Genomic DNA, 16230 nt, shown 5'->3' on the forward strand with positions numbered 1-16230 from the left:
CGGGGCCGGGGATCCGCGGCTGGCCGGGGCGACCGCGTACGCGCGGGGTGACGTGGCCGTGCCGCCGGTCGAGGACGCCGGGTGGGGGACCCCGCCGCCGGACGGCCCCCCGCGGGACCCGCGGCCGGCGGTCCGGCACCTCGGGGACCGGGCCCCCACCTACGCCGCCGAGCCCACCGCCCTGCCCGCCGCCGATCCGGCCGCGCTGGACTTCCTGACCCCCGACACCGTCCTGGAGGGCGCCCGCTACGGCGGCTACACCCTGCGCGCCGCCTCGCTGCGCGGGGACTCCGCCCGGTTCCGGGGCGAGGCCCGCCGGGACTTCCTGCTCACCGCCCGCTTCGGCGGCGCCGACGACGGCCTGCTCCTCGTGGTGCTGGCCGGCGGCGACCGGTCCGCCCCCGGCGCCCGGGAGGCCGCCGCCGAACTGGGCCACTGCGTTGCGGCGGCCGTCGGCCGCAGCCGGGAGCGGCTGGCCGACGACATCCGGGCGGGCCGCCGCGAGGCCCTGCTCTCCGGGCTCCAGCGCCTCACCGACCGGGGCTACGGCCGGCTGCGGGCCCGCGCCACCGAGCTCGGGCTCGCCGAGGAGGCGTACACCGCCGGGCTGCGCGGGCTGCTGCTGCCCCTGGACCCCGCCTGCGCCAACCGGGTGTGCTTCGGGGCGGGCGCGGGCGGCCTCTTCCGGCTGCGCGCGGGCCGCTGGCAGGACCTGGAGCCCGGCGAGGCCGGCATCGGCGGGTTCCGCTTCCGCGCCTCCGTGGCCCGGCCGGGGGACACCCTGCTGCTCTGCTCCGGCGGCCTCGCCGACCCGATGCGCGAGGAGGACCTGCTCCCCGACGAGCTGGCCGCCCGCTGGTCGCAGGGCGGCCCGCCGGGGCTCGCGGCCTTCCTCGCGGACACCCAGCTCCGCCTCAAGGGCTACGCCGACGACCGAACTGCGGCCGCGGTCTGGGAGGCGTAACCGCGCGGGACGTGCGTGGATGGTGTCCGGGGGCGGAGCACCGAGCAGCGGAAGGGCGCCCCCATGGCCAAGCAGAACGTCGCGGAGCAGTTCGTCGACATCCTCGTGCGCGCCGGAGTGCGGCGCATGTACGGGGTCGTCGGCGACAGCCTGAATCCGGTCGTCGACGCGATCCGCCGGACCGACGGGATCGACTGGATCCAGGTCCGCCACGAGGAGACGGCCGCCTTCGCGGCGGGCGCGGAGGCGCAGATCACAGGGCGCCTCGCCGCCTGCGCGGGTTCCTGCGGCCCCGGCAACCTGCACCTGATCAACGGCCTGTACGACGCCCAGCGCTCGATGGCCCCCGTCCTCGCGCTGGCCTCCCACATCCCCTCCAGCGAGATCGGCCTCGCCTACTTCCAGGAGACGCACCCCGACCGGCTGTTCCGCGACTGCAGCCACTACAGCGAGCTCATCTCCAACCCGAAGCAGATGCCCCGGCTGCTGCAGACCGCCGTCCAGCACGCCATCGGCCGCAGCGGGGTCAGCGTCGTGGCCCTGCCGGGGGACGTCGCCTCGCTGCCCGCCCCCGAGAAGGCGGTGGAGCACGCCCTGGTCACGGCGCGGCCCTCCGTACGGCCCGGCGACGCGGAGATCGACAAGCTGGTGCGGCTCGTCGACGAGGCCGAGCGGGTCACCCTGTTCTGCGGCAGCGGCACCGCCGGTGCGCACGCCGAGGTGATGGAGTTCGCGGGCCGCGTCAAGGCGCCCGTCGGGCACGCCCTGCGCGGCAAGGAATGGATTCAGTACGACAATCCGTACGACGTCGGGATGAGCGGGCTGCTCGGCTACGGAGCGGCCTACGAGGCCACCCACGAGTGCGACCTGCTGATCCTGCTCGGCACCGACTTCCCCTACAACGCCTTCCTGCCCGACGACGTGAAGATCGTCCAGGTGGACATCCGTCCCGAACACCTCGGCCGCCGCTCCCAGTTGGACCTCGGGGTCTGGGGCGACGTGCGCGAGACCCTGCGCGCCCTGAACGCGCGGGTGCGGGCGAAGACGGATCGCCGCTTCCTGGACCGGATGCTGAAGAAGCACGCCGACTCCCTGGAGGGGGTGGTGAAGGCGTACACGCGCAAGGTGGAGAAGCACACGCCGGTCCACCCCGAATACGTGGCCTCCGTGCTGGACGAACTCGCGGACGACGACGCAATCTTCACTGTCGATACAGGCATGTGCAACGTCTGGGCCGCGCGCTATCTTTCCCCGAACGGCAAGCGGCGCATCATCGGATCCTTCAGCCACGGTTCGATGGCCAACGCCCTCCCGCAGGCCATCGGGGCGCAGTTCACCGACCGGAGCCGTCAAGTGGTGTCGATGTCGGGCGACGGGGGCTTCTCCATGCTGATGGGAGATTTCCTCACCCTGGTGCAGTACGACCTGCCCGTCAAAGTGGTCCTCTTCAACAACTCATCGCTGGGAATGGTCGAGTTGGAAATGCTGGTTTCCGGCCTCCCGTCGTACGGAACGACGAACCGGAACCCGGACTTCGCCGCCATCGCCCGCGCGGCGGGCGCCTACGGGGTCCGGGTCGAGAAGCCCAAGCAGCTCACAGGGGCTCTGAAGGACGCGTTCCGGCACAAGGGGCCCGCTCTGGTGGACGTGGTGACCGACCCCAACGCCCTGTCCATTCCGCCGAAGATCAGTGCCGACATGGTGACCGGTTTCGCACTATCCGCCAGCAAGATCGTGCTCGACGGCGGGGTGGGCCGGATGATCCAGATGGCTCGATCCAACCTCCGCAACGTGCCCCGCCCCTGAGCGCGCAGGAGTGCGGACTTTCCCGGGGGGCATGCATCCCGTAGGCCTGTTCGAGCACGAGGGAACGCGGGAGGGGCATCGCCGTGCGGGTGGGGGCGAATACCGGGAAGCCGTGGAGAAGAGGGAGTCCGGTGCAGCGCGAGCCGTCCGCCGGGGACGGGACCGCGAGGGCGGGTACGACGGAGATCAGGCGGAGCGTGCGCCGGGCCGACCTGAAGGCGGTGGGCGAGGTCCGCCGGGCGCTGCGCGAGCTGATGCGCCACCGCTGCCGGGCCGACAGCGCCGACGTGGCCGAGCTGCTGGTCACCGAACTGGTCACCAACGCCCTGGTCCATACCGAACAAGGCGCGGAAGTGTCCGTGCGCCTGGCCGCCACCCGCTTACGGGTGGAAGTCCGCGACTACAACGCCCGCCGCCCCACCCCGTACGTAACGTCCGCCGACGACGGTACGCACGGCCGGGGACTGGTCCTGGTGCAGGCTCTGGCCGACGCCTGGGGCGTGGATCCGCTGGCGCTGGGCCGGGGCAAGGTGGTCTGGTTCGAACTGGAGGCGGCGGGACCGGCCTGAACCCGCCTGGTCCCGGACGCGCGGCAGCGGGGCGCCCGGCGCCCCGCTGCGGCAGGTGTGCGGTCCGGCGGAATCAGCCGAACTGCTGTTCCAGGTCCTTCAGTTTGCGCTCCAGTGAGTCGAGGCGGGGGATGGTCTGGGTGTCGTCCTCGGCGGTGAGGTCCACCGTCCGGGCACCGATCGGATCAGGTGATTCGCTTCCGTTCGCGTTCACGGCTTGCAGGGAGGGCCTTCGGCGCAAGGGCAGCTGTTCCGCTTCCGGTATGGCCGGCTCCGCGCCGACCGGCGCGGAGCCCGACCCGGGAGCGAGCCCCGGTACGTCGACCTGGCGCGCCCGGGACCGCCCGAACGCCCTGTTCTGCCGGCCCAGCGCCTTGATGTGGGCGCGGTCCAGGCGGTGTTGCTCCCGCCTGCGGTGCCGGTCGTTCTCCTTCTCCTTCTTGTCCTCGCGCACCTCGTCCACGGCCTCGTCGAGCGTGCGCACGCCCTCCAGCAGCATCAGCGACCAGGCGCCGAAGGTCTCCCGGGGGGCCCGCAGCCAGCGGACCATCCGGATCTGCGGCAACGGCCGAGGGATCAGGCCCTGTTCGCGCAGCGCCGCCCGGCGGGTCTGCTTGAGGGCGCGGTCGAACAGCACGGCCGCCGAGAGCGACATCCCGGAGAAGAACTGCGGGGCCCCGTCGTGCCCGATGCCACGGGGTGCGTGCACCCAGTTGAACCAGGCCGCCGCGCCCGCGAACAGCCAGACGAGCATGCGCGAGCCGAGCGCCGCGTCGCCGTGACTGGCCTCGCGGACGGCGAGGACCGAGCAGAACATGGCCGCGCCGTCGAGGCCGAAGGGGACCAGGTACTCCCAGCCTCCGGAGAGGTTCAGGTTCTGCCGGCCGAAGCCGACCAGCCCGTGGAAGGAGAGCGCGGCGGCCACCGCCGCGCAGCAGAAGAGCAGGACGTACGAAGCGGTTCCGTAGACGGCTTCCTTGCGCCGCCTGCGTTCCTCGCTGCGTTCCCAGCTGTCGTCGGCCGCGGCCTTCTCGCTCTCCCGCTTGCCACGGGCCAGCACCGCCACTGCCGCAAGTACGCCCAGGATCAGCAGGCTGCCGGGCAGCAGCCAGTCCAGCGATATGTCGGTCAGTCTCATGCGGTGTCCCTTGCCTCGCGTATGCGGCTTTCCGGGCGCCATAGTGGCGCAGCCGGTCAGGGGTGCACGCGGGTTTCGGGGCAAGTGGACGCCATCGGGGGGCGCGGCCCGTCGGATAGGGTGTTGTCGCTCGAACTGGAGCCCGTATCAAAGGGGTTGAGTTCGAATCGACTTCATTCCTCCGAGTGGGTTCAGGCTGCGACGGCCGCCGCCGTGAGCCGGGCGACCCGGTCCGTGTCGCAGGTGCGTGGGCAGGTCGTGCAGGTGTCCTCCGGGCGGATCGTGTAGAAGAGGCAGCAGCCGACCCGGTCGCGGGTCAGCTCCCCGCCGGCGGAGCCGTCGAGGGCCCGGAAGCCCGCGCCGCCCGTGTACGGGGCGTTCGAGCCCGGCAGCAGCAGGTCCAGCTCGCGCACGGCCCGCCGCTCCTCGCCGAGCAGGTTCCCGAGGTACCACAGGCCCTCGACGACGTCGTCGGTGGCCAGCGCCCACCGGGCCCTCGGGCCGCGCCGCAGCCGCGGACCGAAACCGTCCAGCAGCGGTCCGAGGTGCTGGGCCACCGCAGCCCGCACCTCCTCGCGCAGCGCCTCCTCGCCGGGGACGACCCGCGCCCCGGGGAGGGTGGCCGCCGGGTCGTCCGGCAGGCAGGCGAACTCCGTGACGCGCACCGCCATCCGGCCCGAGGTCCGGTGGAAGGACACCGCGTCCACCGGCAGCAGGGGGACCCGGCGCGCCAGGAACCAGGGGACGGTGATCAGCAGGCAGGCGGGCCAGGCGTACCGGCGCAGGCCGAAGCCGGCCACCACGTCGGGCCGCCCCGCGCGGCCGTAGTCGCGCAGCACCTGGGCCTCGTCCCAGGCGAGGTGGGCGTCCAGGGCCGCGCCGCCCGCCGCGAGCTCGTCCGCGCCGACCCAGCCCACACCGCGAGGGCGGGGGTCGTGCGCGCCGAGCTCTTCGATCCGCAGTCCGGAGTAGACGGCCGACACGCGCCCGTACGCCTCCGCCACCGGAGAGCCGGTCGGGGCGGGTGCGTGCAGGGGCAGGACGCCGGGGGCGTCGAGAGCCGGGCCTGGCATGGCGGACCACCGCATCAGTAGATCAATGAAAGGCAAGGCTTACCTTACCTCGATCATCGTCGTTCCGTAACCCTCACCCCCTCACCTCCTCGTCTCCACGGAGCCGTGCGGAGCGTCACCTATCCTCGGTAGCGGTCGAGACCTGGAGGAGGACCGAGTGCACGAAGCGGCCCACACCCCGGTGTCCGAGCAGCCGAGGGCCGAAACGACCCGGGCGGAGCCGCTGATACCGGCACAGAAGGTGCTGCGCCATTCGGTGCGCGGACAGGTGCTGGACGCGCTGCGCGCCGCCCTCGTCGACGGGGAGCTGGTCCCCGGGGAGATCTACTCCGGCCCGGCCCTGGGCGAACGGTTCGGGGTCTCCGCGACCCCGGTGCGCGAGGCCATGCAGCAGCTGGCGATGGAGGGCGCGGTGGAGTGCCTGCCCAACCGGGGCTTCAGGGTGCTCTCCCGCACCCCCCGGGCGCTGGCCGAGCTGGCCGAGGTACGGGCGCTGATCGAGGTGCCGGTGGTGCTCCGGCTCGCCCGTACCGTCCCCACCGCCACCTGGGAGACCCTGCGGCCGGCGGCCCGGGCCACCGCCGAAGCGGCCGCCGCGGGCGACCTGCCCCGCTACGCGGACGCCGACCGGGCCTTCCACCGCGCGGTGCTCCGCCTCGCGGACAACGGCCAGCTCGTACGGACCGCGGAGGAGCTCCACCGGCGTGCCCAGTGGCCCCTGCCGGGCGCCCCGCGCGTGCGCCGCGCCGGCCTCGTCGCCGACGCGGCCGAGCACGCGGCCCTTCTGGAAGCCCTGATCGCCCGGGACCTCCCGGTGGTGGAAACCCTCGTACGCGCACACTTCGCGGGCGCCTGACCCCGGTTACGCCGCCGGGGCGAGCTGGTCGGCCAGCCAGGTCGGGATGCCGCCCAGCAGGTGGAACAGCCGCCGGGCCTCCGCCCGCAGCCGGGCGGCCTCCGGTTCGGGCTCGGCCTCGGCCAGGGCCGCCAGGGCGGGCGCCGTGCCCACCAGGAAGCCCAGGTCCTCCCGGATGCGCAGCGACTCCGCGAAGCCCTTGCGGGCCTCCGCCACCTCGCCGTCGCGCAGTGCCAGGGCGGCGAGGTGCCGCCAGGTGAACGACATCAGCAGGACGTCTCCGTGCGCCTCCGCCCCGGCGTGGGCCCGGTGGTACGCCGGGCGGGCCGCCTGCGGGGCGTCCGCCAGGTGCTCGGCGACCAGGCCCCGGCGGAAGTCCAGCAGCGGCCGGGCCCGCGATCCGGGCGCCAGCAGGGCCGCGGCCCGGCCGAGCGCCGAGCGGGCCTCGTCGGCCCGGTCCCGCACGCCGAGCACGGTGGAGGCGTAGGCCAGCTGGCCCCGCTCGCAGGCCGCGGCGCCCCGTTCGTCGTCGTCGCGGGCCACGGCTTCGGCCACCCGCAGGGCGTCCTCCGCCTCGGCCCAGCCCTGGCCGGTGAACAGGCACCGTTCGACCAGCAGCGCGGTGCGCTGCACCGCCGCGGCGGCGGTGTGCGCGTGGGGTGTCAGCAGGGCCGCCGCGTCGGTCCAACAGCCGCGCGAGCGCAGCCGCCATATCGCCCGCTGGAGGGGGTCGTCGCCCCCTGTTGATCCCGCACCGGACATGGCGGTATCCGCCACATTGCCCTCCCCGAAGCAACCAAGCAGCACGTCGTTGAGCCCTGGGGCGAAATGAGAGCACGGATCGGGCGCATCGGCCAAGGGGTCGGGTGAACTCTTTCACAAAGTCCGGACGGCTCGTCAGCCCTCCCCGGCAGGCCCCTCGCGGGAGCCGTGCCTGATGGGAGGGCCGGGGGTCAGCTCATGCGCAGGGCCAGGAAGAAGTCGAGCTTGTCCTCCAGCCGGGAAAGGTCGCGCGCCGTCAACTGCTCGATTCGCCCGACCCGGTAACGCAGGGTGTTGACGTGGAGGTGGAGCCGGGTCGCGCAGCGGGTCCAGGAGCCGTCGCAGTCGAGGAACGCCTCCAGGGTCGGGATGAGCTCCGCGCGGTGGCGGCGGTCGTAGTCCCGCAGCGGGTCCAGCAGCCGGGCCGTGAAGGCGCGGCGCACGTCGTCCGGCACGAACGGCAGCAGCAGCACGTGCGAGGCGAGCTCGTGGTGACCCGCGGCGCAGACCCGGCCCGGCCGGGCCGCGGCGACCCGGCGGGCGTGCCGGGCCTCCTCCAGCGCCCCGCGCAGCCCCTCCGCCGAGTGCACGGCGGCGCTGACGCCGAGGGTGAGCCGGCCGTCGTCGGCCAGGCCGGCCGCCAGGGGCTCCCGTACGGCCGCCAGGAGGGCGTCGGCGTGCAGGGCGGTGCCGGGGCCCTTCTCCTCCCCGGGGTCGCCCGGGAGGGCGGGCAGCGGCACGAGGGCGATGGCCTCGTCCCCGGCGTGCGCGACCGCGATCCGGTCGGACGGCTCGGGCCCGCTCATCGACGGGTCGACGAGGATCTCCTCCAGCAGCGACTGGGCCACCGGGCCACCGGGGATGTCCCCGCCGTCCCAGTCCACCCGGGCCACCACGACCTGCCAGTGCGGGGCCGTGCCCAGCCCGGGCAGCAGCACCGGCGCGGCCACCCGCAGACGGGCGGCGATCTCGGCCGGCGGGGCACCCGTCTGGACCAGTTCGAGGACCTCCTGGGCGAGCCGGCGGCGCACCGTGCGGGCGGCGTCGCGGCGCTCCCGTTCGACGGCGATCAGCTGGGTGACGCCCTGGAGCAGGTCCAGGCGCTCCGCGGGCCAGTCGCCCGCGTCCGCCTCGACGGCCAGCAGCCAGTCCGACAGCACGCTCTCGCGCACGTCGCGCACGGCGGGACCCGGCCCGCGGCCGTGTCCTCTGATCGGGAACAGGGAGTAGGTAATACCCTGGATGGACATCCGGTGCGGGCCCCTGCGCCCGGTCCGGACCGCCGCGAGGTGTTCGCTCGCCAGCGCCGCGCAGACGCCCGGAGCCAGCGGTTCCCCCGCTCCGGCGATCTGCCGTCCGGTGGGGGAGAGCACCCAGGCCCGAAGGTCGAGGTCCGTGGTGAGCAGATCGAGCACCACATCGGGTCCGCCCCCCGCGGGACCGGATGTCATCAGGCGCCGGTGCCGGTCGACGACGGCCGCGAGATCGCCCGCGCGCTCCCCGGAAACCTGCCGCACCACGTACTCCGTGATGGTGGCGAATGCAACGTCCTCGTTCACCGCGAACAGCGGGAGGCGGTTGCGCACGCAGGCCGAGACGAGATCGTCGGGGATGTCCCCCAGCTCGGCCTCGCCCGCCGCGAGGCCCGCGACGCCCGCGCTCGCGAGGATTCGTACGAACGGCTCGGAGTCGGCTGAATTTCTACGCCAGGCCAGGCCGGTGAGGACGAGCTCGCCCCCGGAGAGGTATCGGCTGGGATCGCGCAGGTCGGTCGTCATGACCCCGCGGACCGTCCGGTCGAGTTCGTCCTCGCCGCCCAGCAGCCGCAGCCCCAGCGCCTCGGTTTCCAGCAGTGCGCGCAGCCGCATGATGTCGCCGCCGATCTGTCTCGAATGTTGCCGTTGGAAATCGGGCAGGTCGTCGCATCCTGCCTTTCATACGAATCTACAAGACGAGGGAGGCCCTCAGCCAACTCCTTCATGGTTTCGGTGACTGCACCCGGGGGACGCGTGGCTTGTGTACTGGCTCCACACCGCGTTAACAGCACGTGAACGACCAGTCGAGGGCCATTGGGCCTCCTGGCTTGAAGTGAACGACCCGATTAAGAAGAAGAGAGCCGCACATGGACTTCCTTCGCCCCGCCAGCTGGGAGGAGGCGCTCGCCGCTAAGGCCGAGTTCCCCACAGCTGTGCCGATTGCGGGTGGCACCGATGTGATGGTCGAGATCAACTTCGACCACCGTCGGCCGGAGTACCTCCTGGACCTGAACCGCATCGGTCTGCTGCGGGAGTGGGAGGTCGGCGAGGACGTCGTCCGCCTGGGCGCCTCCGTCCCGTACACGCAGATCATGGAGAACCTCCGCTCGGAGCTTCCGGGTCTCGCGCTCGCCTCGCACACGGTCGCGTCCCCGCAGATCCGCAACCGCGGCGGTGTCGGCGGCAACCTCGGTTGCGCCTCGCCGGCCGGTGACGCCCACCCCGCCCTGCTTTCGGCGGGCGCCGAGGTCGAGGTGGAGTCCGTACGCGGATCCCGCCTGATCCCGATCGACGAGTTCTACACCGGCGTCAAGCGCAACGCGCTGGCCGCCGACGAGCTCATCAAGACCGTCCACGTCAAGAAGGCGGACGGTCCCCAGCAGTACTCCAAGGTCGGCTCCCGCAACGCGATGGTCATCGCGGTGTGCGCCTTCGGCCTGGCACTGCACCCGCAGACCCGCACGGTCCGCACCGGCATCGGCTCGGCCGCGCCGACCCCGATCCGTGCCAAGGCCGCCGAGGAGTTCCTGAACGCCGCGCTCGAAGAGGGCGGCTTCTGGGAGTCCGGCAAGGTCATCACCCCGTCGATCGCCAAGCAGTTCGGTGACCTCGCCTCCGGCGCGGCCAACCCGATCGACGACGTCCGCGGCACGGCGAAGTACCGCCGTCACGCGGTCGGCATCATGGCTCGCCGCCAGCTCGTCTGGACCTGGGAGCAGTACCGCGGTACCGGCAACGGCCGCTCGCTTGAAGGGGCTGCGTAATCATGCGCGTCAATTTCACTGTCAACGGCCGTCAGCAGGAAGCGGACGACGTCTGGGAGGGCGAGTCCCTCCTGTACGTCCTGCGCGAGCGCCTGGGCCTGCCGGGTTCGAAGAACGCGTGTGAGCAGGGCGAGTGCGGTTCCTGCACCGTCCGTCTCGACGGCGTGCCGGTCTGTTCCTGCCTGGTCGCGGCCGGTCAGGTCGAGGGCCGCGACGTCGTGACCGTCGAGGGTCTCGCCGAGTTCTCCAAGCAGCGCGACGAGCACGGCCACGGCGGTGCCTGCGGCACCGGCGGCGGCTGCGGGAGCAAGGGCGTGTCCCTGGACGCGGCCAAGCAGTGGCAGGCCAAGCCCGCCGACTCCCAGACCGGTGAGGGCACCCCGCTCTCCACCATCCAGCAGGCGTTCATCGACGCCGGCGCCGTGCAGTGCGGTTTCTGCACCCCGGGTCTGCTCATCCAGGCGGACGCCCTCCTCGAGGAGAAGTCCGACCCGTCCGACCAGGACATCCGTGAGGCCCTGTCCGGCAACCTCTGCCGCTGCACGGGCTACGAGAAGATCCTCGACGCGGTCCGCCTCGCGGCCGCCCGTCAGTCAGAGGCGGTCTGACCATGGCTCAGAACACCCGCACCGTGCCCGCCGGTACGCCGACGAACGTCACCCAGAAGCACAACAAGGGCGGCATCGGCGAGTCCATCCTGCGCCCGGACGGCACCCTCAAGGTCACCGGTGAGTTCGCCTACTCCTCGGACATGTGGCACGAGGACATGCTCTGGGGCCAGACGCTGCGCAGCACCGTCGCCCACGCCGAGATCGTCTCCATCGACATCTCCGAGGCGCTCGCCATGCCCGGCGTGTACTCGGTGCTGACGTACGACGACCTGCCGGCCGAGATGAAGAACTACGGTCTGGAGATCCAGGACACCCCCGTCCTGGCGAACGGCCGGGTACGTCACCACGGTGAGCCGGTCGCCCTCGTGGCCGCCGACCACCCGGAGACCGCCCGCCGCGCGGCCGCCAAGATCAAGATCGACTACCGCGAGCTGCCGCTCGTCACGGACGAGGCCTCCGCGCTCGCCGAGGACGCGCCGCTGATCCACGTGGGCCGCGACGACCACCACATCGGTCACGTCCCGCACCCGAACATCGTGCACCGCCAGCCGATCATCCGCGGCAACGTGGAGGAGGCCCGCAAGCGGGCCGACGTGATCGTCGAGGGCGAGTACACCTTCGGCATGCAGGACCAGGCCTTCCTCGGCCCGGAGTCCGGACTGGCCGTGCCCTCCGAGGACGGCGGCGTCGAGCTGTACGTCGCCACCCAGTGGCTGCACTCGGACCTCCAGCAGATCGCCCCGGTCCTCGGCCTGCCGCCGGAGAAGGTCCGCATGACGCTCTCGGGCGTCGGCGGTGCCTTCGGCGGCCGCGAGGACATCTCGATGCAGATCCACGCCTGCCTCCTGGCCCTGGCCACGAACAAGCCGGTCAAGATCGTCTACAACCGCTTCGAGTCGTTCTTCGGCCACGTGCACCGCCACCCGGCGAAGCTCTACTACGAGCACGGCGCCACCAAGGACGGCAAGCTCACGCACATGAAGTGCAAGATCGTCCTGGACGGCGGCGCCTACGCGTCGGCCTCCCCGGCGGTCGTGGGCAACGCCTCCTCCCTCTCGGTGGGTCCCTACGTCCTGGAGGACGTGGACATCGAGGCGATCGCGCTCTACACGAACAACCCGCCCTGTGGCGCGATGCGCGGCTTCGGCGCCGTCCAGGCCTGCTTCGCCTACGAGGCCCAGATGGACAAGCTCGCGGCGAAGCTGGGCATGGACCCGGTGGAGTTCCGCCAGCTGAACGCCATGGAGATGGGCACGGTCATGCCGACCGGCCAGGTCGTGGACGCCCCGGCGCCGGTCGCCGAGCTGCTGCGCCGGGTCAAGGCCCGTCCGCTGCCGCCCGAGCGCCAGTGGGAGTCGGCCGGCGAGGGCGCGGACGTCCGCGCGCTGCCCGGCGGCCTCTCCAACACCACCCACGGCGAGGGCGTCGTGCGCGGCGTCGGCTACGCGGTCGGCATCAAGAACGTCGGCTTCTCCGAGGGCTTCGACGACTACTCGACCGCCCGCGTGCGGCTCGAGGTCATCAACGGCGAGCCCGTCGCGATGGTCCACACGGCCATGGCGGAGGTCGGCCAGGGCGGCATCACCGTCCACACGCAGATCGCCCGTACCGAGCTGGGCGTCACGCAGGTGACGATCCACCCGGCCGACACGCAGGTCGGCTCCGCCGGTTCCACGTCCGCCTCCCGGCAGACGTACATGACCGGTGGCGCGGTGAAGAACACCTGTGAGGCCGTCCGCGAGGCGCTCCTGGAGATCGGCCGCCGCAAGAACGGCTCGTACCACCCGGCGTGGGCCACGGCCGAGCTGCTCCTGGAGAGCGGCAAGGTCGTCACCGACGGCGGCGAGGTCCTCGCGGACATCGCCGACATCCTGGAGGACGAGGCCATCGACCTCGAACTCGAGTTCCGGCACGCGGCGACCGAGCCCTTCGACCTGGTCACCGGCCAGGGCAACGGCCACGTCCAGTACACCTTCGCCGCGCACCGCGCGGTGGTGGAGGTGGACACCGAGCTGGGCCTGGTCAAGGTCGTCGAGCTGGCGACCGCCCAGGACGTCGGCAAGGCGCTGAACATGCTCTCCGTGGTCGGCCAGATCCAGGGTGGCACCACCCAGGGCCTGGGCGTCGCGATCATGGAAGAGATCATCGTGGACCCGAAGACCGCGAAGGTGCGCAACCCCTCCTTCACGGACTACCTGATCCCGACCATCCTCGACACCCCGACCATCCCGGTCGACGTCCTGGAGCTCGCCGACCCGAAGGCCCCCTACGGCCTGCGCGGCATGGGCGAGGCCCCGACCCTCTCGTCCACCCCGGCCGTCATCGCGGCCATCCGGGCGGCGACCGGTCTGGAGATCAACAAGACGCCGATCCGTCCGGAAGCCCTCACCGGCACCCTCTAGGACGGCGTGGTCCGGGGGCCGAGAGGCCCCCGGACACCCCCCGGATTTCCGGGCGGTGTGACACGGGAACGTCACACTTCCAGTCACACCGCCCGGAGCACGCAGTACCGCACCGCTCGCGGTCCTCGTCACACCTGGCAGTACCCCTGCTGAAACCCCCACGTAGTACCAGCGGTCACCGCCGCACTACCCGCAGTACACGCAGTGCACATCTTGCGTCGCCTCGGGCCGTCACCCCGGGTCGTGCAGCCAAACGGAATTTCCCAAATCCCGCGTCTCCAATCTTCATGCGGGTGCCCCTTTGAACCTTGGGAGTTAGGCACCATGACCCAGTCCTCAGTAGAGCCCAAGACCAGTGCGGAGGAAGCCGGCGACGGCTCCCTGAACCCCGCCGGGCGATCTTGGCTCGACAGGTACTTCCACATAACGCACAGAGGCTCCAACATCGGCAACGAGGTCCGTGGCGGTATCACGACCTTCATGGCGATGGCGTACATCCTCCTGCTCAACCCGCTCCTCCTCTCCGGCAAGGACGTCGCCGGAGACACCATGAGCCAGAAGGCGCTGATCACCGCCACGGCCTTCGCCGCGGCGCTGACCACCCTGCTCATGGGCTTCGTCGGCAAGGTCCCGCTGGCCCTGGCCGCCGGTCTCTCCGTCTCCGGCGTCCTGTCCTCTCAGGTGGCCCCGCAGATGACCTGGCCGCAGGCCATGGGCATGTGCGTGATGTACGGCATCGTGATCTGTCTCCTGGTCGTCACCGGCCTCCGAGAGATGATCATGAACGCGATCCCCCTCGCGCTCAAGCACGCCATCACCATGGGCATCGGCCTCTTCGTCGCCCTGATCGGCCTGTTCAAGGCCGGCTTCGTCGGCAAGGGTCCCGAGTTCGGTCCCCCGGTCCAGCTCGGTTCCGTCGGTGAGCTCGCCGGCTGGCCCGTCCTGCTCTTCTGCGTCACCCTGCTGGCGATCTTCATGCTCCAGGCCCGCAAGGTCCCGGGCGCGATCCTGATCGGCATCGTCGGCGGCACCGTCCTCGCGGCCATCCTGAACGCCGTCGCGGACATCGACCCGAAGGCCTGGAACAGCGGTCCGCCGGAGCTCTCCGGCTCGGCCATCTCGATGCCCGACTTCTCGCTCTTCGGCAAGGTCGAGTTCGGCGGCTGGGGCGACGTCGGCGTCATGACGATCGGCATGATCGTCTTCACCCTGGTGCTCGCCGGCTTCTTCGACGCGATGGCCACCATCATCGGCGTCGGCACCGAGGCCAAGCTCGCCGACGACAAGGGCCGCATGCCGGGCCTGTCCAAGGCGCTCTTCATCGACGGCGCCGGTGGCGCCATCGGTGGCATCGCGGGCGGCTCCGGCCAGACCGTGTTCGTCGAGTCCGCGACCGGCGTCGGTGAGGGTGCCCGTACGGGTCTCGCCTCCGTCGTCACCGGCCTCTTCTTCGCCGCCTGCCTGTTCTTCACCCCGATCACGCAGATCGTGCCCAGCGAGGTCGCCTCCGCGGCCCTGGTGGTCATCGGCGCGATGATGATGCAGAACGCCCGCCACGTGGACTGGGCGGACAGCGCCACCTCCATCCCGGTCTTCCTGACCGTGGTGATCATGCCCTTCACCTACTCGATCACGGCGGGCGTCGCCGCCGGTGTGATCTCGTACGTCGGCATCAAGGTCGCGCAGGGCAAGGCCCGCGAGGTCGGAGCCTTCATGTGGGTCCTGACCGTCATCTTCCTGGTCTTCTTCGCCCTTCACCCGATCGAGGCGTGGATGGGCGTGAAGTAGGCCGGGCGGTGATCCGTACCTGACCCTCCACGCATCCGATACTGGAATCGAAACCTCTCCGAGGAGGCCCGCACATGCTGGACATCGCCGAAGAACTCAACCGGTGGGTCGAGCAGGGACGTGACTTCGCCGTCGCCACGGTCGTGGCGGTCGGCGGGAGCGCGCCCCGCCAGCCGGGGGCGGCGCTCGCCGTCGACGGCGAGGGCACGGCCATCGGGTCGGTCTCCGGAGGATGCGTGGAGGGTGCGGTGTACGAGCTGTGCCGGCAGGCGCTCGAAGACGGCGAGACCGTCCGGGAGCGCTTCGGCTACAGCGACGACGATGCCTTCGCCGTGGGTCTGACCTGTGGCGGGATCATCGACATCCTGGTCACCCCGGTGCCGGTGGGCTCCCCGCAGCGGGAGCTGCTGGCCGGCGCCCTGGCCGCCGCCGCGCACGGGGAGACGGCCGCGGTGGCGAGGATCGCCTCCGGCCCCGACGAGCTGATGGGCCGCGCGGTGGTCGTCCGCGGCGACGGCTCCTTCGAGGGGGGCTTCGGCGGTCACCCCGAGCTGGACCGCACCATCGCCGAGGAGGCCCGGGCCATGCTGGACGCCGGGCGGACCGGCGTACTGGAGATGGGCGCCGACGGCAGGCTCTGCGGAGAGCCGCTCAAGGTGCTCGTCGAGTCCAGCGTCCCGCCTCCGCGGATGATCGTCTTCGGTGCCATCGACTTCGCCTCCGCCCTCGTACGGATCGGCAAGTTCCTCGGCTACCAGGTCACGCTGTGTGACGCCCGGCCCGTGTTCGCCACGAAGAACCGTTTCCCCGAGGCGGACGAGATCGTGGTCGACTGGCCCCACCGCTACCTGGAGACCGAGGCCGGATCCGGCCGGGTCGACGCGCGGACCGTCCTGTGCGTGCTGACCCACGACGCCAAGTTCGACGTACCGCTCCTCGAACTCGCACTCAAGCTTCCCGTCGCCTACGTCGGCGCCATGGGCTCCCGCCGCACCCACGAGGACCGCAACAAGCGGCTCCGCGAGGTGGGCGTGACCGAGCTCGAACTGACCCGCCTGCGCTCCCCGATCGGCCTGGACCTCGGCGCCCGCTCCCCGGAGGAGACCGCGCTGTCCATCGCCGCGGAGATCGTCGCGAACCGCCGGGGCGGCACCGGCGCCGCCCTCACCGGCGCGCACATACCGATCCACCACGACCCCTCCCACACGGTGGTCACCCGGATCGGCTCCGTCGCCTGAAGCG

13 protein-coding genes are annotated in these 16230 nt (G+C 71.9%); 9 read left to right on the plus strand and 4 right to left on the minus strand.

The window, feature by feature from the left end; all coding sequences use genetic code 11:
* Positions 1–52: 52 nt before the first annotated feature.
* The 3 genes from ACGFXC_RS34080 (at position 53) to ACGFXC_RS34090 (ending at position 3339) form a co-directional block, all read left to right on the plus strand.
* A complete protein-coding gene (locus ACGFXC_RS34080; RefSeq protein WP_393718774.1) occupies positions 53–964 on the plus strand; it encodes a protein phosphatase 2C domain-containing protein in 912 nt (303 codons plus the stop codon).
* A gap of 63 nt (positions 965–1027) precedes the next feature.
* Positions 1028–2770 (plus strand): pyruvate dehydrogenase, encoded by a 1743-nt coding sequence (locus tag ACGFXC_RS34085; RefSeq protein WP_393718775.1) that lies wholly within the window; start codon positions 1028–1030, stop codon positions 2768–2770.
* A 131-nt stretch (positions 2771–2901) separates the two neighbouring features.
* Positions 2902–3339, plus strand: a complete 438-nt coding sequence (locus ACGFXC_RS34090) for an ATP-binding protein (RefSeq protein ID WP_393718776.1) — start codon at positions 2902–2904, stop codon at positions 3337–3339.
* 73 nt (positions 3340–3412) lie between these two features.
* On the opposite strand, the gene ACGFXC_RS34095 is transcribed toward ACGFXC_RS34090, so the two are convergent.
* On the minus strand, positions 3413–4477 hold the full coding sequence (locus ACGFXC_RS34095) for a DUF2637 domain-containing protein (RefSeq protein ID WP_393718777.1): 1065 nt from the start codon (positions 4475–4477) through the stop codon (positions 3413–3415).
* A gap of 191 nt (positions 4478–4668) precedes the next feature.
* Positions 4669–5550 (minus strand): (2Fe-2S)-binding protein, encoded by an 882-nt coding sequence (locus tag ACGFXC_RS34100; protein WP_393718778.1) that lies wholly within the window; start codon positions 5548–5550, stop codon positions 4669–4671.
* 157 nt (positions 5551–5707) lie between these two features.
* On the opposite strand from ACGFXC_RS34100, the gene ACGFXC_RS34105 reads away from it, so the two are divergent.
* Complete coding sequence (locus ACGFXC_RS34105) at positions 5708–6406, plus strand: GntR family transcriptional regulator (protein WP_393718779.1); 699 nt, start codon at positions 5708–5710, stop codon at positions 6404–6406.
* 6 nt (positions 6407–6412) lie between these two features.
* Here the strand turns inward: ACGFXC_RS34105 and ACGFXC_RS34110 are convergent, their stop codons facing one another.
* Positions 6413–7183 carry a hypothetical protein gene (locus ACGFXC_RS34110; RefSeq protein ID WP_393718780.1) on the minus strand — a complete coding sequence of 257 codons (771 nt, stop codon included), beginning with the start codon at positions 7181–7183 and terminating at the stop codon, positions 6413–6415.
* Positions 7184–7359: 176 nt separating this feature from the next.
* A complete protein-coding gene (locus tag ACGFXC_RS34115) occupies positions 7360–9036 on the minus strand; it encodes a PucR family transcriptional regulator (protein WP_393718781.1) in 1677 nt (558 codons plus the stop codon).
* A gap of 254 nt (positions 9037–9290) precedes the next feature.
* Between ACGFXC_RS34115 and ACGFXC_RS34120 the strand changes: the two genes are divergently transcribed.
* From ACGFXC_RS34120 to ACGFXC_RS34140, 5 genes are all read left to right on the plus strand, one after another.
* A complete protein-coding gene (locus ACGFXC_RS34120; RefSeq protein ID WP_393718782.1) occupies positions 9291–10187 on the plus strand; it encodes an FAD binding domain-containing protein in 897 nt (298 codons plus the stop codon).
* A 2-nt stretch (positions 10188–10189) separates the two neighbouring features.
* Positions 10190–10795, plus strand: a complete 606-nt coding sequence (locus ACGFXC_RS34125; protein WP_393718783.1) for a (2Fe-2S)-binding protein — start codon at positions 10190–10192, stop codon at positions 10793–10795.
* Positions 10796–10797: 2 nt separating this feature from the next.
* Positions 10798–13200, plus strand: coding sequence for a xanthine dehydrogenase family protein molybdopterin-binding subunit (locus tag ACGFXC_RS34130; protein WP_393718784.1), 2403 nt, complete (start codon positions 10798–10800; stop codon positions 13198–13200).
* A gap of 324 nt (positions 13201–13524) precedes the next feature.
* Positions 13525–14988, plus strand: a complete 1464-nt coding sequence (locus ACGFXC_RS34135) for an NCS2 family permease (RefSeq protein WP_393718785.1) — start codon at positions 13525–13527, stop codon at positions 14986–14988.
* A gap of 74 nt (positions 14989–15062) precedes the next feature.
* Positions 15063–16226 (plus strand): XdhC family protein, encoded by a 1164-nt coding sequence (locus ACGFXC_RS34140; RefSeq protein ID WP_393718786.1) that lies wholly within the window; start codon positions 15063–15065, stop codon positions 16224–16226.
* Positions 16227–16230 lie beyond the last annotated feature (4 nt).

This window comes from Streptomyces sp. NPDC048507 (assembly GCF_043199995.1).
In the GTDB taxonomy this organism is placed as follows: Bacteria; Actinomycetota; Actinomycetes; order Streptomycetales; family Streptomycetaceae; genus Streptomyces.